We start from the raw sequence: 23326 nt of genomic DNA on the forward strand, positions 1-23326 counted from the left end.
ACTAGTCTGCCTTCCCTATGCTACGAAATCCTTGCGACTTGAATGAATTTCAAGATTTTTTCAAAAAAGGCGCAAATCCTGCTAATTGCAGGCCTAGTATTGAGAGTAGGTGTTTACCCGGGTCCGAGGTTTGGACCGCAAGATCTTTTCAAGGAGGAAAAAAATGCTTGTTCTGACACGCAAAAAAGGGGAAAGCATCCTGATTGGCGACGGCATCCGCATCACCGTATCTACGGTCTCCGGAAGCCGAGTCAAGATCTGCGTCGATGCTCCCCGCGAGTGCCCCGTGCGGCGCGAAGAAATTACCGATCCACAGCGAGTGGAACGGTTTGCGCCGACACCAGCATGTGCCAGATAGTCCAGAATGTGTTGTGACATCCGGCGGAATGACCACCGGATGTCAGCGTGGACGTGGCTACTTTCGCTTCGGAGCATATTTGTGAGTCGCCTGTCCGAAAACGGATTCGGCGGACTCCATCACAGTCTCCGACAGCGTCGGGTGAGCGTGGATGCTTTCTGCCAGATCGCGTGCGACCATGGCCGTTTCGACAGCCAGCACACCTTCAGCGATCAGCTCACCGGCTCCCGGGCCGACAATGCCCACTCCGAGCACGCGCTCGGTGTCCGGATCGATAATCAGTTTTGTGAGGCCTTCGGTACGAGCGATCGTCTGGGCACGGCCGGACGCTGCCCAGGGGAATTTCACGACCTGAACCTTCTGCCCACGCTCCTTGGCCTGGGTCTCGGTCAGGCCGCACCAGGCCACTTCGGGATCGGTGAAGACGACAGCGGGAATCGCCACGTTGTCGAACTCGGCGGGCTCTCCCATCAGCACTTCGACAGCCACTTTGGCTTCGCGAGTCGCCTTGTGGGCGAGCATCGGTTCGCCGGCGACGTCGCCGATCGCCATGATCTTCGGATCGGCGGTCCGCATCGAGCGGTCGACTTCAATGAACCCTCGCTCGGACACTTTGACCTTGGTGTTTTCGAGGCCAATTCCCAGGCCGTTCGGAATCCGACCGACGGAAATGAGAACGCGGCTGAAGGTCTGAGGGGATGTGACTCCCTCCCCTTCGAGCTCGGCGATAATCCCTTCGGGTGACGATTTCAGGGATTTCACCTTGGTGTTGGTGAAGATCGCCTTGAATTGGCTTTGAAGCCGCTTCTTCAGCGGGTTTGCCAGATCGCGGTCTGCCCCCATCAGAATGTCCGGAAGCATTTCCACAACGGTCACCTGGGAGCCTAGTGCGGCATACACAGAGCCCATCTCCAGCCCGATATATCCACCGCCGATGACCAGCAGACTTTCCGGGATCTCCGGAAGATTGAGGGCTCCGGTCGAGTCCATAATCCGGTCGTCGCCCAGGTCAAACATCTTCGGAAACGCCGGGCGGGAACCGACTGCCACGATACAGGTATCGAAGGTCAGCTTGCTGGTCGTGCCGTCGGCATGTTCCAGGTTCAGCGTGGAAGAGTTTTCGAACTTCCCCCGTGCCTGAATGAGCTTCACGCCGCGAGCTTCGCACAGCTGGCGAATTCCCCCGGTCAATTTCCCCACAACCGAGGACTTAAAGTCGCGAACCTTGTCCAGGTTGATTTCGGGCTCGCTGAAGGTGACCCCCCAGTCTTTGGATTCGTGTGCTTCGTGAATCAGCTTGGCAATGTGCAGCAATGCCTTCGAGGGGATGCAGCCGCGGTTGAGGCAGACGCCGCCCGGTTGCGGGTCCTGATCGATCAAAACCACCTTTTTTCCGTGGTCTGCTGCATCGAAGGCTGCCGGATACCCGCCGGGCCCGCCCCCGAGAACCACCACTTCCGCATGTGTCACATCATTTGCCATGTTCGAGCTTCCTGAATGAATTGTCTGATGTTTCAAACAATAGGGAATCGCGTCACCTTGCGGAAGCATTGAGGGCTTATGACCGCTTTTTGGCGATATTTCCCTGGGTTCGGCGTCAAAACATGCCGACTTCAACTGCGGACGTCTTGCGAATCAACCGGTCAGTGCGCAGGATGCATCCTGACATTCCGATTTTGTTTCCATCAGACAGCGCCGATATGCCTTCCATTCTCGCTTTCGATCAGGGGACGACTTCCAGCCGGTCCATTCTTTTCAGCAGTGACGGGCTCCCGGTTCAGGTCGCCCAGCAGGAATTCGACCAGATTTACCCTCACCCCGGACATGTGGAGCACAATCCGGAATCGATTTGGAAAACGCAGCTCGAAACGGCTCAGCAGGTTTTCCAACGGGCAGGCGATCCAGCGGACGTAAAAGCCATTGGCATCACCAACCAGCGGGAGACGGTTGTCCTCTGGGAGAAATCAACAGGCCGACCGGTTGCCAATGCGATCGTCTGGCAAAGCCGGGTGACTGCGCCCCGCTGTGAAAAACTGAAATCGGACGGCTGCGCGGATCTCATCCAGCAGAAAACGGGACTGGTGATCGATCCGTATTTCTCGGCATCGAAGATCGAGTATCTGCTTGACCGGACCCCGGGCCTGCGGGACAGGGCCATGAAAGGCGAGATCCAGTGCGGCACGATTGATACATTTCTCATCTCCCGCCTCACGGGTGGGCGGGTACACGCCACCGATGTGAGCAACGCCAGCCGGACGCAGCTGCTGAATATTCATACGCTCCAGTGGGATGATGAACTTCTCAAACTCTTCAATGTGCCCAGAGAAATTCTGCCGGAGATCGTTCCGTCCAGTGGTGTGATTGGCGAGACGGAATCAGAGTTCTTCGGACGTTCGATTCCCATCGCCAGCGCGATCGGTGACCAGCAGGCAGCGACATTCGGTCAGGCCTGCTATCAGCCGGGAGATGCGAAAAATACCTACGGCACCGGCTGTTTTATGCTGATGAACATCGGTGAAAAGCCGCGACTTTCACAACACGGGCTCCTGACCACCATCGGCTGGAAGATTGGAGAGAAGACCACTTACTGCCTGGAGGGGTCGGTCTTCATTGCGGGGGCAGCCGTGCAATGGCTGCGAGATGGGCTGAAGATCATTCAGCGATCCGACGAGATCGAGACACTTCAGCTCTCTGTGGAAGACACAGGGGGAGTCTTCTTTGTTCCGGCATTTGTCGGGCTTGGAACTCCCTATTGGGACTCGAGTGCTCGCGGCACGATCGTCGGGATCACGCGCGGAACGACGCAGGCCCACATCGCCCGGGCTGCAGTGGAGTCGATGGCATACCAGTCGATGGATGTGCTGGAGACGATGCAGCAGGACTCCGGCATTCCCCTGCATGCACTGAAGGTGGATGGAGGAGCGAGCGTTAACAACTCCATGCTGCAGTTCCAGGCGGATCTGTTGAATGTGTCGGTGCAGAGGCCGCGAGTGCAGGAGACAACCGCGCTGGGGGCCGCCTATCTGGCGGGGCTGGCCACCGGAGTCTGGAAAGACCAGCAGGAACTCTCCAGCCACTGGGCTCTGGACCGGGAATTCACACCGCAGATGAAGAGTGAAGAACGCGAAAAGCTTTCACGGGACTGGAAACGCGCGGTGGAACGCTCACGCGGCTGGGTTGAGTGAGCCCCGGCTCGGTTTGCGAGACAAATGGACGTCGTCAAGGTTTTGACGGAGGTCTCCAGACGGCTGCCCCATCGGCTTTATGCCGCAAAATGTAATGAAAGACGTTCAGTTGGTGTGCGCGATCTTTGATCCGTCGCACATGCTTTCCGGATGCCCAAACCTTCCCGTGCCAGCCCTGACCTTTGAGACTGAAGGTCACATGCCTTTTCACCGTCTCAATATGTATGTCAATCAAATTGCTGAAATCTTTGAGCAGCAGATGAGCATGTTGCCCTGCAACGGCAATTGCAGCGGGGATGACGTCAACGCTCACTAAACGTTCATGAAGAAGACGGCAGACGTTGTCCGATCAGCACGGGAGAATACGGTTGGGGTAGACTTCAGTAGTCGCTCGGACGCTCGATGCAATCCCTCATATTTTCCTGCGGGAGGGGGATCGCGATAGTCCCCTTCGACGTGCTCTCGATGATGCCGGGTCCGGAAGCCACGGGGATCGCCCGGCAACCATGCCCCGTATGTGGTTAACGTGACATGAAACCAGACAAGTTCGTTTGGATTCGCACTCATGATTTAAGCGGAATCTAAAGTTTCCCGGCGATGCGATCGCCGGGCTTCTCACGGAACAAAATAAAACTTCACCGAAGCCCGGCCACTGCGTGGCCGGGAACTCCTTCGCGACTCAAAGTCTCATCGCGTCTGTAATTCGACGAGTGTGACGTCTTTCTGCAAGGTCTTTGCCGTGTCGGCGTCCACGTAGTCGCTGTGGCAGTTGGCTTTGCCGGCGTCGGCTCCGACGGCCTTCTTGGTTTTGCTGGCGAGCTTGTGAATCTCTTCCGGGGAAAGCACGCCCCGTTTTTCGAGGATTTCTTTCTGTTCTGCTGTCAGAGCGGAAGAGACTTTCGCCTTGTCCCATTTGAATTCGGCATCTTTGCCGGATGCGAACTCGACGATTTCCTTGCTGATGCGGACGCTGCACCAATCGTGTCCGCACATGGCGCAGAAGTCGGTGTCGACGTCCAGATCTTCATCGTGATAGGCGCGGGCGAGATCGGGATCGAAGCTCAGGTCGAAGTGCTTCTGCCAGTTCAGGGCAGCGCGGGCTTTGGTCAGTTCATCGTCACGGTCGCGTGATCCCGGAATTCCCAAAGCGACGTCAGCAGCGTGGGCCGCGATCTTGTAGGCCACGCATCCCTGCTTCACGTCGTCTTTCTTCGGCAGTCCGAGATGCTCCTTCGGTGTCACGTAGCAGAGCATGCTCGCCCCGTGATATCCCGCAGCGGTGGCGCCGATGCAGCTGGTGATATGGTCATAGCCGGGGAACATGTCGGTCACCAGCGGTCCGAGCACGTAGAACGGTGCTCCGTGACAGAGCTTCCGCTGAAGCTTCATGTTGTATTCGATCTGATCGAACGGGACGTGTCCCGGTCCTTCGATCATGACCTGCACCCCTTTTCGCCAGGCACGTTCTGTCAGTTCGCCCAGCGTACTGAGTTCGGCCAGCTGAGCGCGGTCCGTCGCATCGGCCAGTCCGCCTGGTCGCAGCCCGTCGCCAATGGAGAACGTGACGTCAAATTCCCGCATGATGTCGCAGATGTCTTCCCACAACGTGTACATCGGGTTCTGCTCGCCGTGATCGATCATCCACTTGGCCAGCAGAGAACCGCCTCGCGAAACGATTCCGATCAGGCGATTCTTGACGTCGGCCAGATGTTCTTTGAGCACCCCGGCGTGAATGGTGAAGTAGTCGACCCCCTGCTCCGCCTGCGCTCGCAGGGAATTGAGAATCACTTCGGCGTTCAGGTCATACAGCTTGCGGCCGATGATCATGGAATAGATAGGGACCGTTCCGATGGGGACCGTGCTGTTCTGAACAATCGCAGCCCGACATTCATTGATGTTGCCGCCGGTGGACAGGTCCATGACGGTGTCCGCGCCCCAGCGTTCTGCCCACTTCAGCTTGACCACTTCTTCATCGGTCCCGGACGAAACGGGAGACGCCCCCATGTTGGCGTTGATCTTCGTCTTCGATGCCCGGCCGATGGCCATGGGGTCGAGCTGGTAGCTCAAGTGGACCTTGTTGGCCGGGATGACCATTCGCCCTGCAGCGACTTCATCGCGAACCTGTTCGGGGGTGAGATGCCCTTCCCGCTCGGCCACCCGGCTCATTTGCGGGGTAATTGTCCCCAGTCGAGCGTACTCCAACTGGGTGCTCGGTTCGAAGCCGGCGGGGTAAAACACGGTCCGCTGCACGCCGTTGGACTGCGTGAAGGTCGTTGAGTGTTGAGTGCCAAGGGGCGCGGCTGCGCCTTCAGTTCCCTCGAATGTCGCCCATCCTTCGGGGAGAAAATCCCAGGCGGTTTTATCGGAGGGCTCGGGCATTCCCGGGGTGTCGGGAGAGGCGAACGTCCAGCGTCCCTCGACACCGGGAGCGATTTGTGGTTTTTTGGCGAAGCTGCCGGGGCTGGTGCCCGCTGCGGTCGAGGACGGGTTCTGGCCGAGTTCAGGCAATTCGTAATTCATGCTGCAGAAATCCCTTCCGCTGGAAAGGCGGTGTGATTTTGGAGTGCGTTGAAAATGGAATGTTTTATCGTATCGCCCCTGTCGAAGAGCGTCTATCCCCCACAGGCCCTGAGTGGCAAAAGCGGAGGACATCTTCCCGTGGGCCGGCTTGGGGATCTGGGGAAAGTCTGCCGGTTGACCGGGGGACATGGCTGGACCCGTTGCGTGTTGTCGAGACGCAGTTACAATGCCCCGTTCCCCATTTTTCGAGCATCTGGTTAATTCTATGACGTCCGTGGCCACCCCCCCTTCTGCTGACGTTCAGCAGGAGACGATCCTCGTTCTCGATTTTGGTTCCCAGACCGCGCAGCTCATCGCACGCAGAGTCCGGGATCAACAGGTCTTCTGCCAGCTGGTGCGACACGACCTGAGTGCGGAGCGAATCCGTGAGATCAACCCCAAAGGGCTCATTCTCTCGGGGGGCCCCGCCAGCTGCTACGCTCCCGGTGCCCCGCAGTTGGACCCGGAGATCTTCAGCCTCGGAATTCCGGTGCTGGGAATCTGCTACGGGATGCAGGTGACCTGTCGAGCTCTGGGGTGCGAAGTCAAGCCGGGCAAGTCGCGTGAGTTCGGCCATACCGAAATGCACAGCGAAACCGACAACGCCCTGTTCAAAGGGTTGCCCAAGACGTTCACCACCTGGATGAGTCACGGGGACCGCGTCGAAAATCTGGATGATCAGTTTGTGGTCATCGCGAAGACGAAGGACTGTCCGAACGCGGCGATCCGACACCGGACAAAGCCGATTTTCGGACTGCAGTTTCACCCGGAAGTTTCCCATACGCAGCATGGCGAGCATCTGCTCGGGAACTTCATTCGCAACATCTGCGGCTGCACCGGAACCTGGAAAATCTCATCCTTCATCGAACAGCAGGCGGAAGAGATCCGGGAACGGGTCGGCAAAAGCCGCGTGATCTGCGGGCTCTCGGGCGGTGTCGATTCCTCGGTTGCGGCCGCACTGCTCTATAAGGCGATCGGTTCGCAGCTGACCTGCATCTTTGTCGACAACGGCATGCTCCGCAAAGGGGAGCGTGAGCAGGTTCAATACGAATTCAGCGAGCACTTCAAGACCGACCTGCGTGTCGTCGATGCGGAGAAGCTGTTTCTGGATGCACTGGCCGGGGTGACGGAACCTCAGACCAAACGCAAGATCATCGGCAAGACGTTCATTGACGTTTTCAAGGACGAATCACGCTCGATTGAAGATGCACGCTTCCTGGCGCAGGGAACTCTGTATCCGGACGTCATCGAGTCGGGGGCCAATCCGGACGGTCCGGCTGCCACGATCAAATATCACCACAACGTCGGCGGACTGCCGGAAGAATTGGGATTCGAACTGATCGAACCCCTGCGGATGCTCTTCAAAGATGAAGTGCGACGCATGGGGCAGGAACTGGGGCTTCCCGATGCCATCGTCTGGCGGCATCCGTTTCCCGGACCGGGACTCGCCGTGCGCTGCCTGGGTGAGATCACCAAAACCCGACTGGAAACGCTGCGGGAAGCCGATGCCGTCTTCACCGAAGAACTTCACGAATCGGGAACGTACCGCAAGGTGCAGCAGGCCTTCGCGGTGCTGCTGCCGCTGCAGACCGTGGGTGTCATGGGAGATGCCCGGACCTATGAAGACGTGATCGCCCTGCGTTCGGTGGACACAGACAACTTCATGACCGCCGACTGGTCGAAACTCCCGTATGACTTGCTGCAGCGGGTGTCGACAAAGATCATCAATACTGTCCGGGGGGTGAACCGCGTCGTTTACGACATCAGCTCCAAGCCGCCCAGCACGATTGAATGGGAATGACGATCAGTCGAGAGTTGAGAGTCCTGTGTCCAGAGCCAGAAACTGAGGCAGCAAACGCGATCTGAAATCCATTGTCAGTCTCTCTAGACCAGTTTGGTCTATCATGGCAGGCGATTCAGGGTTTTCACCGCATGAAAGTCCATATTATCGCCTGCGGAACGTAATAGATTATTTGCAAAACCGCTCTAACCTGAATGCTCAGGACTCTTGTCTCTCGACTCTGGGCTCCTCAGCTTCTAGACGGGATGTGCCATGACTCCCATCATCGACATCAGGCAGGTTTCGAAGCGTTTTGCCGGCGTGGCTGCTCTGCAGGACGTGTCGTTCGATGTCCGGCCCGGAGAGTTTCATTCCATTTGCGGGGAGAACGGTGCCGGCAAAAGCACGTTGATGAAGATCCTTTCCGGGGTTCTGCCGGAGTACGAAGGGGAGATTTACGTCAATGGGGAGCGTGCCAGGTTTCAGGGGACGAAGGAGGCTGAGGCTGCCGGGATCAGCATCATCCATCAGGAACTGAATCTGGTCGAGGAATTGAGCGTCGCTGCGAATATCTTCCTCGGTCGAGAAGTGCACTCCGGCCCGTTTCTCAACGAACGTGCCATGCATGCTGCTGCGGAAGAACTCTTTAAGCAGCTCGGCTGTCCGATTCACCCCGCCACCCGGGTGAAGGAGCTGCGAGTGGGCGATCAGCAGCTGGTCGAGATCGCCAAGGCGCTGTCGCTGAAGTCGAGCATCCTCATCATGGATGAGCCGACCAGTGCCCTGACCGAAGCCGAAGTGGAACGCCTGTTCCGGGTGATTGAGACGCTTCGGGCGCGCGGAGCGACCATCCTGTATATCTCTCACAAGATGGAAGAGGTGTTTCGGCTGTCCGACCGGATCACGGTGCTCCGCGATGGGAAGCATGTCAAAACGGTGGACCGTGCCCAGACAAGTCCACAGCAGATCACGCATCTGATGGTCGGCCGTGAGATCGAAAACACCCATCTGGGGGCAGGACGAGAGCCAGGTCCAGTGCTGCTGGACGTTCGCAATCTCAGTCTGCGGTGGCCCGGTCATGCCCGTCAATGGCGGCTCGAGAACATCTCTTTCGAACTTCGGCGTGGGGAAGTGATTGGTTTTGCTGGACTGATGGGGGCGGGCAGAACCGAGCTGCTCGAATGTCTGTTCGGTGCGACCACAGAGCCTGTTGAAGGTGAGATTCGTCTCGACGGAGAGGCTGTCTCCTTTCAGCATCCCGCCGATGCCAAGACGGCTGGGTTTGCCATGGTCTCCGAGGATCGGAAGCGACTGGGGCTGATCTCACAGATGTCGGTCCGGGAAAACATCACGCTGTGTACCCTTGAGAAAGCGGTGTCCGGCGTTGTTGTCAGCGCCGCGAAGGAACGGTCGCAGGCGGAAGACGCTGTGGCGGAACTGGGCGTGAAGACGGCCAATGTGGAGTCTTCCATTCTCAGCCTGTCAGGCGGCAATCAGCAGAAATGCATCATCGCCCGCTGGCTGAAAACGAATCCGAAGGTACTTCTTCTCGACGATCCAACCCGGGGGATCGACGTGGGAGCCAAGGCTGAACTGTATCAGCTGATCGATCGACTCTGCCGCTCGGGACTGTCGATCATCGTCACCTCCAGCGAGCTTCCGGAGCTGATCACCCTGTGCGATCGGATTCTGGTGCTGTGCGAAGGACGGCTCACCGGAGAACTGAAACGTGGTGAGTTTTCCGAAGAACGGATCATGGAACTGGCCACTCAGACCTCCACGATGGCCCTGCAGCAAGCGTAGACTTTCCGAACCTTCCCCGCCGATCCACCCAACGACCCACCCGCATGCAAGACCAGCCCCGAATTCTCATCACAATCTGCACGTACAACGAACGGGAGAACCTGGAGACGCTGCTGCCGGAAATTCAAAAGCAGGTCCCGCATTGCGAGATTCTGGTGATTGACGACAACTCCCCGGACGGCACCGGGGCGTATGTGGATGAGCTCTCCTCGCAAGATCCGTCTATCCATGTTCTGCATCGGCCCCGCAAAATGGGACTGGGAACCGCCACCGTGGCTGCCTTCCGTTATGGAATCGAACAGGGATTCGATTATCTGGTCAATCTCGATGCGGACTGGTCACATCCACCCCGGTTCATTCCTGACCTGCTGGCACAGGCTCCCGGGTTCGATGTGGTGATCGGATCACGATATGTCTCCGGCGGAACGGTGAACGACTGGGGATTGACGCGGCAGCTGATGAGCCTGAGTCTGAACGTCTACGCCCGGACGATGCTCGGGCTGAGAACTCGTGACAACAGCGGCAGCTTCCGTTGTTATCGCGTCAGTAAGCTCAAGGAAGTCGACTGGTCCAAAACACGCGCAAGCGGCTACGCGATCGAAGAAGAGATCCTGTTCCGCCTGAAACAGAAGCAGGCGACGATGGTCGAAGTTCCCATTTCGTTTGAAGATCGCAAATTCGGTGAGACCAAGCTGCACTGGAAGGAAGCGGTCTCGGCCGGCTGGGTGCTCCTGCAGCTTCGTCTGCGTGGGTAAGTTCTGCAGAGATGACTGGTTCACCACGGAGACACAGAGGCACGGAGAAGAGTTGAGAATCAATCGAATCGAACGAATGAAGCCGAAAACATTCGCTCCATTCATTCGATTCGCGGTTTCAGAACTGAGAACATGTTGGTGGGAGGACGAGGCTCCTGCCGAGCCGCGGACGTCAGATCGCGTGAACATTTCTGCGGCTCCGCAGGAGCGTCGCCCTCCCGAATCTGAATTCCGTGCCTTTCCGTGGTTCAACCCTTCTTGTACGGCATCAGGATCTCTGCTTCGGGGATGCCGGCGATCTGTTCGAATCCCCCTTCGGCGATCTTGGCTCCCAGACTGGTGAGGGTTCGAATTTCGCCGTCCGAGTACCGTCTTCCGTCCAGCTGATGCCGCAGTCGTGTGCAGGCCACGTCCGCAGCTGCGCGGGTGAGTGCGTTGGTCTGCCGTGCACCGTACAGAGACGTACACAGCATGACGACCGCTGCCTGCACGCGGGCTGAGAGTTCCGCCATCCGGCACTGACGATCCGGCAGCTTCAACTGATAAGTCCGCATCACCTGTGAAATTTCCAGCCGGGAATTCCGCAGGAACCTGGCTGCATAGTGGAAGTGCCCCTTCAGGTGATCCACGACCCGCGAATCATCGTTATCGATCCCTCGGACGTTCCGTAGGACGGAGTCATCCGTGGAGGCGAACTTCAGTCCGATCGATTCACCGATGAGCCACTTGCTGTAGTTCATCAGCGGGGCTCGCAGTGCCCAGGCATGTGCAGGGTTCATCAGGTTGGGATTCTTGATCCCTTTGTCATGCAGCGTCTGGCCGATCGCTTCGAAATACTTTCGCCCGTGCTCCTTGATCAGGGATTTGAAGAAGGCCATGCCGAGCATCTCCCCTTCTCCCTCGTAAATACAGGGGGCGAGCAGGTCGTGCACGTTGTCGCCGAACCAGTGGCCGTGAAGGAACGATCGACCTCCGTGAGTTTTCATGGAGAGTTCTATCGTGGCTTCCTTCTGCGATTCGCTTCCGAAGATCTTGGCGATGATGCATTCCATCTCACCGCGATACCCCAGGTCGAGCAGACCGGCAGTCCACTGCGTGAGGGCGTCACACGCGACGATGAGTCCAGCGAGCACACCAACTCTGCGTCGGACCAGCTCCCGTTTCACGATCGCTTCGCCGTAGGTTTCGCGGAACCGGGCCCAGGGGAGAATGTTGGCGAGCATCATCCGCATGGTGCCGGAAGCATTCGCACACAGCGCGACCCGCCCTCGGTTCAGTCCGTGGTAGGCAATGGTCAGGCCATCACCCCGACCGGCGTCCAGCAGGTTTTCTTTCGGGACGCGCAGTCCGTTGAAAATGATCCCCTGGTTATACGCGTGCTTCAGTGCGTAAAGTCCGTACTTCTTCAACTGAAACTGTTCGTTCTCTTCCGCGGGCAGGTCGACAATCAGAACCGCAGGTTTGTTCTGGATCAGACAGACCACGCCGGCCGTTCGACCGGGGCGAATGTTGGTGATGAAGAGCTTTTCGCCGTAGAGGACGAAATCGTCCCCATCCGCTTCAGCCCGGGTGCGCAAAGCGGTCAGGTCGGAACCGGCACACGGTTCAGTCAATGCGAATGCTGACAGAGCTTCGCCGGATGCCAGACGGGGGAGGAACCGCCGCTTCTGTTCTTCATTTCCGAACGCCTGAACCGGATCAACCGCCCCAATGCAGGCGTGGACCGATGCCAGACCTGCGATCGTCGGGTCGACGGTGGCAATGCGTGTCAGGAACGGAGCGAACTGAGAAAACGAAGCCCCGCACCCGCCATACTTCTCGTCGACGAGGAGACCCCAGTAGCCGGCACCCGCCAGTTCCTGCAGAACATTGTCGGGGATTTTTCCGTTGGATTTCTCAATCATCGTCCCCTGCATCACATGCTTGCGGACGATTTCATACGAGCGGTCCATCACCTGGGCTGCTCTGGTTGAAGCGGGCTGCGGAGGAGTTTCGAATCCGAACAGGTCAGCGGGGAGCGTGTCCCACACCGCACGATGGACCGGGCTGGCAGCGGTCTGGTAACGGGGATCGAACATCTCTTCGACCCGTTCATCCGCCGCATCGACCGCCCCCATTCGCCGGGCTTCGTCTTCGGATTTTCCCCCCAGTCGCATCGCCGTTTCTGCAAAAGACGGTGCGGCGCCGTGGTGAGTCACTTTGGTTTCCTCTGGACGAGTAGTCATGGACATGTTGCAACTCCTCCCGCTTGAAACGTTGCTTGAATGGACTCTTCAGATCATGAGTTTTTCGGAGTCCCGATTGGCTTCACCCTTTGACTCGATATCCGGTTCAAATCGTTCCCCGTAGGTCTGCTGCAGCAGCTTCAACCGATTGATCACCTCATCTTCGCCCCAGCGCTGGATGCACTGCATCGGGCCGCCGCGGAATGGTGAGAATCCGGTTCCGAGAACCATCCCCAGATCGACCATCCAGGCTTCGCGGACCACCTGCTCAGCCAGGCACTTCCGGGCCTCGTTGATCATGGAAAGCATGAGGCGCTGCTGCAGATGGTCGAACGTTTCTCCTCCAATCACCCAGTCAGCGACGGGCTGGGGGCGTGTTGCATTTGGAACCTGCGGCTGTTCCGCGGGTTCGCCCCGCTTTCCATCCGTCCAGATGTAGAACCCCTGCCCGGTCTTCTGCCCTTTGTGTCCCGCCTGTGACAGTTTCTCGAACAGCTCGGGGCTGGGAGTCGCCTGCATGGCCAGCGGAGAAAGGGTCTTTGAAACATCCAGAGCCACATCGATCCCCACGACATCGAGCAGTTCGATCGGCCCCATCGGCATTCCGAATTTCTTGGCGGCCTTGTCGATTTCTTTGGCGGAATAGCCTTCCACTGCCAGTCGGGCCGCTTCATCCAGATAAGGAAAGAGAATCCGGTTGACCAGAAAGCCGGGCGACTGTCTGACGACGATAGGGACCTTCCCGAGTTTCTTCGAAACGGCGACCAGCGTCGCAATGGTTTCATCGCTCGTTCCGGGAGCGCGGACCACTTCGACCAGCGGCATCTTGTGAACCGGATTGAAGAAGTGCAGGCCGGCAACGTGTTCGGGACGGCTGGTGAACTTTGCCATCTCATTGACCGGCAATGCCGATGTATTCGAAGCCAGTACGGCTCGCGCGGGGAGACGTTCATCCGCTTCCTTGAACAGGGTTTCCTTGACGTCCAGGCGCTCGATAATCGCCTCGACCATCAGGTCAACGTCGTCGCTCGGTCCCCAGTTCACACGCGGCTGCAGGCGGGCCAGCGACTCATCCGCATCGGACTGCGACATCGCTTTCTTCTCGACCGCTTTGGAGAACAGACCCCGGATGGTGTCCATCCCGCGATTCACGAACTCTTCTTTGATGTCCTGCAGGATCACATCGTAGCCACGTGACGCGGCCAACTGTGCGATCCCGGCCCCCATGGTGCCAGCCCCGATGACCGCAATCTTCTTGACCGGCAGTGGTTCCACGTCCCGTGTCCAGGTCGACCCCTTCTTAGCCTTCTCCTGATCCATGAAAATGTTGATCAGATTCGGTGCAACAGGTCCCAGCAGCAGTTTGGTGAAGGCCTCCCGTTCAGCCTGAAGTCCGGCAGCAGTCACTTCGGGCGAATCCAGTCCGACTTCCGTCACGTCGATGATTTTCTTCAAAGCGGGGTACTGCAGCGAGAGTTTGGCGGTCGACTGACGGGCCTTCCGAATCACGATGCGCCGTCCAAATGCCGTCCCTTCCAGGATCCACTGTGTCCAGGTTCGCGACTTTCGTGTCAGTGGTCTGCCGGCCAGACGGTCTTCGATGAACCGATTCACTGCTTCATCGACTCGGTGGGCAGGGATCGTTGCATCGACCAGTCCGATGCGGGCGGCCTTCTCAGCGGGGACGAGTTTTCCCTCGAGCATCATCGGCAGTGCCTGCATGAGCCCTGCTTTCTTCGGGAGTCGCTGCGTTCCTCCCCAGGCGGGGATCAGTCCGAGTTTGACTTCCGGCAGTCCCAGTTTGGTCGAAGGATCGTTCACCGCGAGCCGATACCTGCATGACATGACGAACTCGAGTCCCCCTCCCACGCAGGCTCCGTGGATGACGGCGAGTGTCGGGATGGAGAGTTCTTCAAGGCTGTTGAAGAGGTCCTGCCCCTGACGCAGAATCCATTCGGCTTCTTCTTCGTTGCGGATGTTCTGCAGGCGGTGAATGTCGGCACCGGCGAGAAATCCGGCCGGCTTCCCACTACGGAAGACCAGCATCTCGACACCGGAATGTGCGTTGTCTCGGGCGTAGACGACAATCTGATACAGATCTTTGAGGACGCTGTCGTCGAAAACGTTGACGGGGCGTCCCGGGACATCAAGAGTGGCTGTCAGGACTTTTCGTTCATCCACGGAGACTTTGAAATTCTGCAAATTGAGCATGATGTTCACTCCGTCTGACTGAATTCGACTCTGTGTTGATGTTCCATTGATCGGGAGACTGACGTCTCCGCTCGCCGTGCTAGACCAGTTTGGTCTATCATGTGCAGGCGATTCAGGTTTTCACCGCATGAAAGTCCATATTATCGCCTGCGGAACGTAATAGATTATTTGCAAAACCGCTCTAGTGTCGCTCGACCCAGAAGGCCATCCCCTGTCCCCCGCCAATGCAGAGAGCAGCCAGACCGTGCCTGAGCCCTTTCTCTTTCAGAGCCCGAAGGAGGGTCAGAATCAGCCGGTTGCCGGTCGCTCCCAGCGGATGGCCCAGGGCGATGGCACCCCCGTTGACGTTCAGTTTATCGCGAGGGATCTGCCCGATGGCCTGTTCGCGGCCCAGATGCTGGCTGCAGAATTGCGATGAGGACATCGCTTCCAGGCAGGCCAGAACCTGTGCCGCAAAGGCTTCGTTGATTTCAAACAGGTCAAAGTCGCTGAGGGTGCGACCAGTCTGCTGAAGGAGCTTGTGAATGGCGTACACCGGGCCGAGCCCCATCCGTTTGGGGTCCAGACCCGCGACCGAATACGCGTGGATCGTGCCGATCGGTTCAATCCCCAGCCGGACCGCTTCGGATTCCGATGCGACTAACAGGGCGCTGGCCCCGTCGGTCAGCTGAGAGCTGTTGCCGGCAGTGACGCTTCCATCCTTCTTGAAAGCGGGTCGCAGTTTCGCCAGTGCTGCCATCGACTGCTGGGCTCGATACCCGTTGTCACGATCGAGCGTCTTGCCGTTCACGGTGACCGGGACGGTCTCTCCTTTCATGAACGACCGATCCCAGGCGGCCGCGACGCGCAGATGACTCTCCAGTGCGAACTGATCCTGTGCTTCACGCGAGATCTTGAACTCTTCCGCCAGAATCTCGGCAGTCTCCCCCATGTTCAGGCCGCACGTCGGGTCGGTCAGACCGACCTGCAGCGCGATCACCGGCTTGAGCATGCTCGGGCGAAAACTTGTGAGATGCGTGAACTGGGCGAAACCTTTCTGCTTCTTCCAATTCAGCATCCATTCCTGGAATTCCTTGCTGTACTGAAACGGGATGTTGGACATCGATTCGACGCCGCCGGCAGCGACGACTCCGGCCCGGCCTTCATCAATGGCGTGCCAGGCCCCGACAATCGCTTCCATGCCGGAAGCACAGTTGCGACTGACGGTATGGGCGGGCCGATTCTCCGGCACCCCGCTCTCGATGGCGATTACCCGCGAGATATTCGCAGCGTGGACCGGCGTGGCCACGTTTCCGAACACGACTTCATCGACCTTGTCCGGGGTCAATTGGACTGAAGCGAGTGCTCCAGAGAGGGCGACTTTCCCCAGTGCGTCGGCGTTCAATGAGTCATACACTCCGAACGCTTTCGCAAACGGGGTTCGCACTCCTCCCAGGACTTTCAACGGAACGAGCGTCCGACGATTGGTCTTCATGACAATTGCTCCCGCACTTGAATTCCACTGATCGATTCACCACACACATCACGTGAGTGGCGAAACCGCTCATGCACTCGGACCGGCCTCCCGAAGTTCCCGTCGAAGGACTTTGCCGAGAAAGTTTCGCGGCAGATCCTGTTTGCTTTCCTCAATCATACGCGGCCGTTTGTGAGCGGCGAGGTGCTTCCGGCTGAACGTATCGAAGTCGTGATGATTGAACGTCTTGCCGGACTGCATGACGATAATTGCCTTGACGATCTCCCCTTTTTCATCGTCCGGAACTCCCACGACCGCGACGTCTTTGATCCCCGGGTAGGTTCGCAGAACTTCTTCCACGTCCCCCGGGTAAACGTTGAATCCCGAAGTAATGATCAGATCTTTTTTCCGGTCGACGATGCGGAAGAATCCTTTCTCGTCGCAGGTTCCAAGGTCTCCGGTATGCAGCCATCCGTCGCGGATTGTGTCGGCGGTGACGTCGGGGCGATTCCAGTAACCCATCATGACCTGCGGACCGCGGACGACGACTTCACCCACTTCACCATGAGGAAGTTCTTCCGTCCCGGTGGCAGCGTCAACGATCTTCGCATCCGTGTCAGGCAGCGGCAGACCGATTGTGCCTGGGATCGCTGAGCCGTCGAGTGGGCCAGCGTGTGTGACGGGACTGGCTTCCGAGAGTCCATATCCTTCCACGACAGCGGCACCGCTGAGATTGGCGAACCGCTCTGCAACGGTCTTAGGCAAAGCAGCTCCGCCGGAGATAACCGCTTTCATCTCCTTCAGGGCTGGGAGCGGATTCTTCTCCAGAACAGGGTTGAGCGCTGCAAGCATTGCTGGGACTGTCGGAAAGACGGTCGGACGATGTTTCTCAATCAGCCGCACCACTGAATTGGTCCGGAAGCGATGATGCAGGACGAGCGTTGCCCCCAGGGCCGCACCGTTCGTCAGGCAGGTGGAGAGCCCGTAGCTGTGGAAGAACGGGAGAATCGACAGGAGAGTTTCGACTCCGCCATGATTCCCCGCCCAGTGGCACAGCTGCCAGGCATTGGCCATGAGGTTCGCGTGAGAAAGTGAAACGGCCTTCGGCTCGGAAGTTGTTCCGCCAGTGGGAAGGATGTAAGCCCGGTCCGAGGGGAGAACCTTCGGCGGCTCGAAGCCATCTTCCTTGAGTTTTCCGGCCTTTGTGACGTCGATCAGGGAGATGCTCTTCCCTTTCGGGTTGATCCCCTTGAAGCCAAGTCGCATCAGGCGGACCCAGGCGTATCCCAGTCCTTCAAGGCGACTCAGACGGTTTCCCAGTGAGGTATAAATGACGGTCTTGGGCTGATCATCCCCATGGCAGACCAGCGGAGTGAGCACGTCCAGTGTGATGACAATCTTGCACTGTGTCGCTTTGACGAACGCGGCAGCCTCTTCCGGAACGAACAGTGGACTCAGGGCCACTGCGGTTCCCCCTGCCAGCCAGATCCCGTTCAATGCAAAGATGTAATCGGGGCAGTTGGGAAGGAGGATTCCGACCCGGTCGCCGGGCTGAAGTCCGTTTTCCACAAGCCACATGGCGATTCGCCGGGCTCGTGAGAGGAGTTTCGTGTACGACAGCGAGTCCTCGTAGTAGACGCACCCTGCCCGGTTAGGCCATTTCGTCGCGGCCCGTTCGAGCAGCCAGTGCATCGGTTCCGCCGGGTACTGCAGCGTGGGCGGGACCGTCACAGGATACTGTTTCAGCCACGGACGCGGATCGCGTTCTTCGACTTCAACCGGAATGGAATTTAACTGTGACATGGATGCCTCCCCGGGATTGGAAACGAGGAAGGCCTGCGGGGATTCTCCCGCATGTTCAGGATTGGCTTGGACAGCTGTTTCGTTTGGACCGCTGAGTGGATTGTTGAAACAATCGGTTCGGGTGAATCCCCCAGGACAACGTTCAGGCCATTCGAAACGGGTTTCAATTGTTCAGCGAAGCGAAACAACTGTTGGTGTGCCAATTCTTCGGCTCCTCGACATCGTGGTCAAACGGAATAACGTTCGTTTCGTCCAAAGTTTTCAAGTTCCCATGGATGAAAATTGATTGGTGAGGATTGCACTCAAAAGTGGTGAAGCAACGCGCATGCCGGAGACCGTGGCCGCAACACCGCTGCCGGCCTCATCTTTCCGTCAGGCATCGTGACGAAACACGCGTCCGCAGCCTGTTCCGCTGCAGCGGGGATCAGGCCAGCGTGCTTCGAAAATGAGAATTTCAGCGTGAGAAACGCTCATCAGAACGCGCAGAAGCAGCGTGTCGGAATGTCCGGAAGTGCTTGTTCAGCGGCCAGTTTCTGGTCAGCAGCGGCACACGGGAAGCCACCTGGAGCGTTTTTCAGGCCAGCCAGAAGGCCAGGAGATTTATTCGGCCTTCTTCAGATATTTGTCGAACCAGTCCAGCATGGCGTTCTGACAACGGATCTGATCCTGACCCTGAAAACCGTGAGCCGCCCCGGGAATGACGATCAATTCTGTCGGAACTTCGGCTTTGTGAAATTCCGCTGCAATCCGCTCGCTGTTGCTGAGCGGAACGAGATCGTCCTTGTCTCCGTGGACCAGCAACGTCGGGGCGTCATCGCGGCTGACGTGCAATAGCGGAGAGACTTCTGCCGCCTGGTGCTCGGGGAAAGCGAGTGCGGGGAATTGATCTTTCAGTTTGAAGAACTCGTCGATTTTCGTGGGGGGAAAAATCGCCACGACCGCCTGAACGCGATCGCTCGCGTGTTCGACCGGGTCATTCGACTCGGGCAAGCCATCGTCCGCTGCGGTGCCGAGCATCAGGGAAAGGTGACCGCCGGCGCTGGCTCCGAAGACGCCAAGTCGATTCGGGTCAATCCCGTAATCGGCCGCGTGCATCCGGATAAAACGGACGGCCCGACGGACGTCTGCCACTGCGTCAGGGACCTTGAAATAGGGGCTGCTTCCGTGCCGGACCACGAACACGGTGTACCCGCGGTCGACCAGCAAATTGAATGGACTGGGATTCTGGCCGGCGTTGCCGACAAGATGCTCCGGCGGAAACCAGGTGGAAACCCAGCCTCCGCTGACCATGAAGAGAATTCCCGCCCCGTTCGGCTTTTCCGGACGGATGACATCATAGGTGAGCGCCATCCCTGCTTTATGACCGTAGACGACATCGGGCGTGATGACGGGCCCTTCAGCACGAGCCGCCTGTGCGAGAAGGGAAATCCATAACAATGCTCCGACCACGATAAGGTCTTTTCGCATTTTCAAATTCCCCTTTTCTGCAGGTTCGATTCATCGACATTGATCCGACCGGATTATGTCGGCGAAATTTCTGAAGAGCAATGGCCCCGGATTCTCGCACTCGGAGAGTGCGAGGTACAGTCCCCCGCACCCTCCGGGTGCGGAATCCGCATCAACGTTCAAGGGATTCCCTGGGACGACGAACGCTGCTCTCGGTTCCGCTCCCGTGCTGATTCGATACACTGGTCCGCATCACATTTTCGCAATTGGACTTTGAGATCCGGAAATCTTTCATGCAGTACGATGTCTACGGAATTGGAAACGCGCTGGTCGATATTCAGGCGCACGTCTCGGATGAAACGCTGGAGGCGCTCCATTTCGCCAAAGGGATCATGACGCTGGTCGAGGACGGCGCGCAGCAGCAGGTGCTCTCACATCTGCACGGACATCAGGTCACCCGCTGTGCCGGAGGTTCGGCTGCCAATACGATCATGGGGATTGCGGAATTCGGCGGCAAAGTGGCTTATGCAGGGAAAGTGGCGCAGGACCCGATCGGCGAATTCTTCCTCTCCGACATGCGGAACCGCGGAGTGCGAATCGAAATCGCTCCCGGAGAGGGGCAGTCCGGAAGCTGCGTGATCCTCATCACCGATGACGCCCAGCGGACCATGCTGACGAACCTCGCGGTCTCCTCGACGCTGCAGCCCGAAGACATCAACGAAGAACTGATCCGCCAGTCGAAGTATGTTTACGTCGAAGGGTATCTCTTCACCGGCGAGCCGAATCATTCCTCCGCTCTGCGGGCGATTGAACTGGCCAAGAAGAACAACGTGAAGGTTGCCTTTACGGTCTCTGACCCGTTCCTGATTCAATATCACAAGGACGAATTCTGGAAGCTGATTGAAGGGCCGGTCGATCTGCTCTTCTGCAATCTGGATGAAGCCCGTGCATTGACCGGTCAGCATGACGCTGTGGAATGTGCCCGGGAGATTCATCGTCATGCCGAGAACGTGGCACTGACGCTGGGAGCCGAGGGATCGCTGTTGATGCACAAGAATGAAGCGATCTTCGTTCCCGGGGTTCCGGTCAAGGCGGTTGATACCACCGGCGCGGGGGACATGTACGCAGCGGGGATCCTGTACGGGATCACCAACGGCCTGACCTGGGAGCAGTCGGGTCGACTGGCGTCTCACGCAGCCTCACGCATCGTCGGGCAGCTGGGAGCACGATTGCAGAATCCGTTCACCGCCGAAGAGATCAAAAAGATCATCGGCTGATGCGAAGCGAACTGCCTGACGCCTTGGGATGAGACATCGCGAGGCGTCAGGCCAGGTGTCATCGTGACGCGGAAATTATGTCGAGGGCTCGGGGGGTGGTGCTGCCAGCCGGGTGATTCGCAGGTGTCGATCGTAATGAGCGGTCGCCACCCGGAGCCCATCAGGAGCGAGATCCATATCACGCGCCGTATGGGGCAGTTTGATTTTGTGGATGTCCTTTTCTTCATTGGGATTCCAGAACACCAGGAAGCCGCCGGTGGCTCCTCCACTCACCCCCATCAGCGTCCCGTCGGCAAGCCAGACAAGCCGTTCGATCGCGCCCTGGGCAAGATTCTCAGCGACGTGCTTCCGCTCGATCTTCTGAGTTGCCCAGTCAAAGAGCAGCACGAGTGGCTCATTCACCCCCGCTAAGGGGTTCGTGGCCTTGAACAGCCCTCCTGCAGCCAGCCATTTTCCATCCGGACTGACAGCGAGAGCCCGAATCCCTCCGTAGAAGATTCCCTGCCCTGCGTTGTATGAGGAGAGTTCACTGCCGTCGAATGTTCTGATTTCGTTTCCGGTCGCGACATCCCATTGCTTGATCACTCCTTTCAGGTCACCGCTGAGAAGAAGATTCTCGACAGGATGAAAGGTGACGCTGTAAATGTGATCGGGATGGGCGTTGACCTCGCGGATGAGTGTCCCGTCAACGGGATTCCAGAAGCGGAGGAAGCCGTCGTTCCCGCCGCTCACGATGGTGTTGCCGTCCGGGCTGGTCGCGAGGCATCGGATCCAGCCCTGATGCGCGCTGATGGACCGGATCGGCGTCGGCGCTTCGGCTGCGGTTTCCCACCATGTCAGCTTTCCTTCGCATCCACCCGTGATGGTGTAGACCCCGTCCTTTGTGAACGTGACCGCCATGATCCAGGTCTGATGTCCTCCCGTCATCAGTGTCCGGGTCCCGCCGGCGAGTAGAAAACGTTCGGCCACCGCGTCCTCGGACCCGGTCACCACGTATCTGCCGGTCGGGTCAATGCGACAGGCGATCAGGGGACGATCATACTCCCAGGCGGAAATGACGCTCGCCTGTCTGAAATCGAAGCCTTCGGGAAGAGTCATGATTCGCTCAGTTTTTACGAGTACGCATGCCTTACTGGAATAAAGGCAGTGCCGCAGAGCCCCATGGATTTATGTCAACAACTCGCGGATGGGGTGGCCTGCGGGATCGGCCAGCGGAACATCGCGGCCGTCAATCTCCAGCGAACCACTCGAGTCGATGCCGACTGCTTGCAGGCATGTGTGGAAGAAGTTGGGAGCGTCCACCTTCCCTTCGACGACTTCCGAGCCTTCTGCATTCGTCTTGCCGTAGGCGACCCCCCGGGGAATTCGCGCGCCCCCGAGCACTGTCGACCACGCGTTGGAGAAATGATCTCTCCCGACCATATGATTGATGCCGGGCGTTCGTCCGAATTCCGAGACCACAGCGATGAGAGTGCTGTCCAGCATGCCACGCTGAGCGATGTCTTCGACGAAGCAGGCAAACGCACGATCAAACTCGGCCATCTGCTCCAGGTGGAAATTGAAGTTGTCGTTGTGCGTATCGTAGTTGGAGTGGTGGACCTGAACGAAGGTCACGCCGTTTTCCAGCAGTCGGCGAGCCAGCAGCGCGTGCCGTCCCAGGTCGTGCTTGCCGTATCGCTCCCGATCGGCTGCCGATTCCTTGGTCACGTCAAACATATCCTTCTGAGACATCAGACGCTGGGCGCGTTCGTAGGAATAGGTATAGGCCTGAGTCATGGCGCTTCGGCGGCGGCTTAAAAACTTCTGACTGAAATCCTCCCGAAGCTGCTGGCGTGTCTGATCGGAATCCGTGGTAACGTTGTCCGGGAGCGAGATGTACTGGGGCGGTTTCCCGTCGCCCAGATGCAAGCTGGAATAGGCCGGTCCCAGGTACGCGGAATCGTTTCCGCGCGAACCCCCATCTCCGCCGACGATGGTGATATTCCCGGGGACGCTTGCGTCTTCGCCTGAAAGCATTCTGGCTGTCACGGCTCCCATGTAGGGGTAGGTGGCAGCAGGCTCCTGACGGCGTCCCGTCATCATGTAGTACATGGCCAGGGAGTGTTCGTCTTCAGCCGTCGACATCCCGCGCACAATGCAGAGATGATGCATCTGCTTCGCGGTTAACGGGAGCAATTCGCTCACATGGACTCCCGGGACACTGGTGGGAATCGAAAGGAATGGGCCCCCGGTGTTCGCTCCCGGTTTCGGATCCCAGCTCTCGAACTGGCTCAATCCGCCCAGCATATTGAAAATGACGACCCGCTTTTGGTCCTGTTGGAGCTGTCTCGCCAGCGAGGGGCGTGAGACGACACCAAGTCCCCCTGTGATCGCACCGGCGGCCATGGTCCCCAGGAACCGTCGACGACTGATTCCATGCTCGGGAGAGCGGCAGGCATAGTTCGCGAACATGATGTTTTCCTTTTCAATGT

The 23326-nt window shown here is 58.2% G+C and carries 17 protein-coding genes; 7 read left to right on the forward strand and 10 right to left on the reverse strand.

The genetic code is table 11. The features are described from left to right. Window positions 1–163 precede the first annotated feature (163 nt). Complete coding sequence (locus SH661x_RS10245) at window positions 164–358, forward strand: carbon storage regulator (RefSeq protein WP_437230601.1); 195 nt, start codon at window positions 164–166, stop codon at window positions 356–358. A 57-nt stretch (window positions 359–415) separates the two neighbouring features. Here SH661x_RS10245 and lpdA read toward each other — a convergent pair whose 3' ends face one another. Further along, entirely contained in the window at window positions 416–1840 is a 1425-nt protein-coding gene (lpdA, locus tag SH661x_RS10250) for a dihydrolipoyl dehydrogenase (protein ID WP_437230603.1), read from the reverse strand. A gap of 218 nt (window positions 1841–2058) precedes the next feature. Between lpdA and glpK the strand changes: the two genes are divergently transcribed. Both glpK and SH661x_RS10260 read left to right on the forward strand, forming a co-directional pair. Next, complete coding sequence (gene glpK, locus SH661x_RS10255) at window positions 2059–3543, forward strand: glycerol kinase GlpK (RefSeq protein ID WP_437230605.1); 1485 nt, start codon at window positions 2059–2061, stop codon at window positions 3541–3543. 94 nt (window positions 3544–3637) lie between these two features. Further along, window positions 3638–3859, forward strand: coding sequence for a hypothetical protein (locus SH661x_RS10260; RefSeq protein ID WP_437230607.1), 222 nt, complete (start codon window positions 3638–3640; stop codon window positions 3857–3859). Here the strand turns inward: SH661x_RS10260 and SH661x_RS10265 are convergent. Together SH661x_RS10265 and thiC are read right to left on the reverse strand one after the other, a co-directional pair. Further along, window positions 3856–4110 (reverse strand): hypothetical protein, encoded by a 255-nt coding sequence (locus SH661x_RS10265; protein ID WP_437230609.1) that lies wholly within the window; start codon window positions 4108–4110, stop codon window positions 3856–3858. The two genes, SH661x_RS10260 and SH661x_RS10265, sit on opposite strands and share 4 nt — an antisense overlap. 120 nt (window positions 4111–4230) lie before the next feature. Further along, a complete protein-coding gene (gene thiC, locus SH661x_RS10270) occupies window positions 4231–6063 on the reverse strand; it encodes a phosphomethylpyrimidine synthase ThiC (protein WP_437230611.1) in 1833 nt (610 codons plus the stop codon). A gap of 265 nt (window positions 6064–6328) precedes the next feature. Here thiC and guaA point away from each other — a divergent pair, with 265 nt between their 5' ends. The 3 genes from guaA to SH661x_RS10285 all read left to right on the forward strand — a co-directional run bounded on the left by guaA (window position 6329) and on the right by SH661x_RS10285 (window position 10440). Beyond that, window positions 6329–7903 carry a glutamine-hydrolyzing GMP synthase gene (gene guaA / locus SH661x_RS10275; protein WP_437231185.1) on the forward strand — a complete coding sequence of 525 codons (1575 nt, stop codon included), beginning with the start codon at window positions 6329–6331 and terminating at the stop codon, window positions 7901–7903. A gap of 252 nt (window positions 7904–8155) precedes the next feature. Then, a complete protein-coding gene (locus tag SH661x_RS10280; RefSeq protein ID WP_437230613.1) occupies window positions 8156–9685 on the forward strand; it encodes a sugar ABC transporter ATP-binding protein in 1530 nt (509 codons plus the stop codon). A 44-nt stretch (window positions 9686–9729) separates the two neighbouring features. Beyond that, a complete protein-coding gene (locus SH661x_RS10285) occupies window positions 9730–10440 on the forward strand; it encodes a polyprenol monophosphomannose synthase (protein ID WP_437230615.1) in 711 nt (236 codons plus the stop codon). A gap of 248 nt (window positions 10441–10688) precedes the next feature. On the opposite strand, the gene SH661x_RS10290 is transcribed toward SH661x_RS10285, so the two are convergent. From SH661x_RS10290 to SH661x_RS10310, 5 genes are all read right to left on the reverse strand, one after another. Continuing rightward, entirely contained in the window at window positions 10689–12665 is a 1977-nt protein-coding gene (locus tag SH661x_RS10290; protein WP_437230617.1) for an acyl-CoA dehydrogenase family protein, read from the reverse strand. 48 nt (window positions 12666–12713) lie between these two features. After that, on the reverse strand, window positions 12714–14876 hold the full coding sequence (locus SH661x_RS10295) for a 3-hydroxyacyl-CoA dehydrogenase NAD-binding domain-containing protein (protein WP_437230619.1): 2163 nt from the start codon (window positions 14874–14876) through the stop codon (window positions 12714–12716). A gap of 181 nt (window positions 14877–15057) precedes the next feature. Beyond that, window positions 15058–16350 (reverse strand): thiolase family protein, encoded by a 1293-nt coding sequence (locus tag SH661x_RS10300; protein WP_437230621.1) that lies wholly within the window; start codon window positions 16348–16350, stop codon window positions 15058–15060. A 69-nt stretch (window positions 16351–16419) separates the two neighbouring features. Next, window positions 16420–18132 (reverse strand): AMP-binding protein, encoded by a 1713-nt coding sequence (locus tag SH661x_RS10305; protein ID WP_437230623.1) that lies wholly within the window; start codon window positions 18130–18132, stop codon window positions 16420–16422. Window positions 18133–18732: 600 nt separating this feature from the next. Beyond that, a complete protein-coding gene (locus SH661x_RS10310) occupies window positions 18733–19599 on the reverse strand; it encodes an alpha/beta hydrolase (protein ID WP_437230625.1) in 867 nt (288 codons plus the stop codon). A gap of 272 nt (window positions 19600–19871) precedes the next feature. On the opposite strand from SH661x_RS10310, the gene SH661x_RS10315 reads away from it, so the two are divergent. After that, a complete protein-coding gene (locus tag SH661x_RS10315; RefSeq protein WP_437230627.1) occupies window positions 19872–20855 on the forward strand; it encodes an adenosine kinase in 984 nt (327 codons plus the stop codon). A gap of 75 nt (window positions 20856–20930) precedes the next feature. Here the strand turns inward: SH661x_RS10315 and SH661x_RS10320 are convergent, their stop codons facing one another. Together SH661x_RS10320 and SH661x_RS10325 are read right to left on the reverse strand one after the other, a co-directional pair. After that, the gene (locus SH661x_RS10320) at window positions 20931–21953 is read right to left on the reverse strand and encodes a WD40 repeat domain-containing protein (RefSeq protein ID WP_437230629.1); all 1023 of its coding nucleotides are present in this window, start codon (window positions 21951–21953) and stop codon (window positions 20931–20933) included. Window positions 21954–22022: 69 nt separating this feature from the next. Next, window positions 22023–23306, reverse strand: a complete 1284-nt coding sequence (locus SH661x_RS10325; RefSeq protein ID WP_437230631.1) for a DUF1501 domain-containing protein — start codon at window positions 23304–23306, stop codon at window positions 22023–22025. Between the last annotated feature and the right edge of the window lie 20 nt (window positions 23307–23326).

It is taken from the genome of Planctomicrobium stercoris, from assembly GCF_051465655.1.
Lineage (GTDB): Bacteria > Planctomycetota > Planctomycetia > Planctomycetales > Planctomycetaceae > Planctomicrobium.

Coding starts and splice junctions, on each gene's coding strand:
- SH661x_RS10245 (WP_437230601.1), top strand. CDS start 164: ATGCTTGTTCTGACACGCAAAAAAGGGGAAAGCATCCTGATTGGCGAC.
- lpdA (WP_437230603.1), bottom strand. CDS start 1,840: ATGGCAAATGATGTGACACATGCGGAAGTGGTGGTTCTCGGGGGCGGG.
- glpK (WP_437230605.1), top strand. CDS start 2,059: ATGCCTTCCATTCTCGCTTTCGATCAGGGGACGACTTCCAGCCGGTCC.
- SH661x_RS10260 (WP_437230607.1), top strand. CDS start 3,638: ATGAAAGACGTTCAGTTGGTGTGCGCGATCTTTGATCCGTCGCACATG.
- SH661x_RS10265 (WP_437230609.1), bottom strand. CDS start 4,110: ATGAGTGCGAATCCAAACGAACTTGTCTGGTTTCATGTCACGTTAACC.
- thiC (WP_437230611.1), bottom strand. CDS start 6,063: ATGAATTACGAATTGCCTGAACTCGGCCAGAACCCGTCCTCGACCGCA.
- guaA (WP_437231185.1), top strand. CDS start 6,329: ATGACGTCCGTGGCCACCCCCCCTTCTGCTGACGTTCAGCAGGAGACG.
- SH661x_RS10280 (WP_437230613.1), top strand. CDS start 8,156: ATGACTCCCATCATCGACATCAGGCAGGTTTCGAAGCGTTTTGCCGGC.
- SH661x_RS10285 (WP_437230615.1), top strand. CDS start 9,730: ATGCAAGACCAGCCCCGAATTCTCATCACAATCTGCACGTACAACGAA.
- SH661x_RS10290 (WP_437230617.1), bottom strand. CDS start 12,665: ATGACTACTCGTCCAGAGGAAACCAAAGTGACTCACCACGGCGCCGCA.
- SH661x_RS10295 (WP_437230619.1), bottom strand. CDS start 14,876: ATGCTCAATTTGCAGAATTTCAAAGTCTCCGTGGATGAACGAAAAGTC.
- SH661x_RS10300 (WP_437230621.1), bottom strand. CDS start 16,350: ATGAAGACCAATCGTCGGACGCTCGTTCCGTTGAAAGTCCTGGGAGGA.
- SH661x_RS10305 (WP_437230623.1), bottom strand. CDS start 18,132: ATGTCACAGTTAAATTCCATTCCGGTTGAAGTCGAAGAACGCGATCCG.
- SH661x_RS10310 (WP_437230625.1), bottom strand. CDS start 19,599: ATGCGAAAAGACCTTATCGTGGTCGGAGCATTGTTATGGATTTCCCTT.
- SH661x_RS10315 (WP_437230627.1), top strand. CDS start 19,872: ATGCAGTACGATGTCTACGGAATTGGAAACGCGCTGGTCGATATTCAG.
- SH661x_RS10320 (WP_437230629.1), bottom strand. CDS start 21,953: ATGACTCTTCCCGAAGGCTTCGATTTCAGACAGGCGAGCGTCATTTCC.
- SH661x_RS10325 (WP_437230631.1), bottom strand. CDS start 23,306: ATGTTCGCGAACTATGCCTGCCGCTCTCCCGAGCATGGAATCAGTCGT.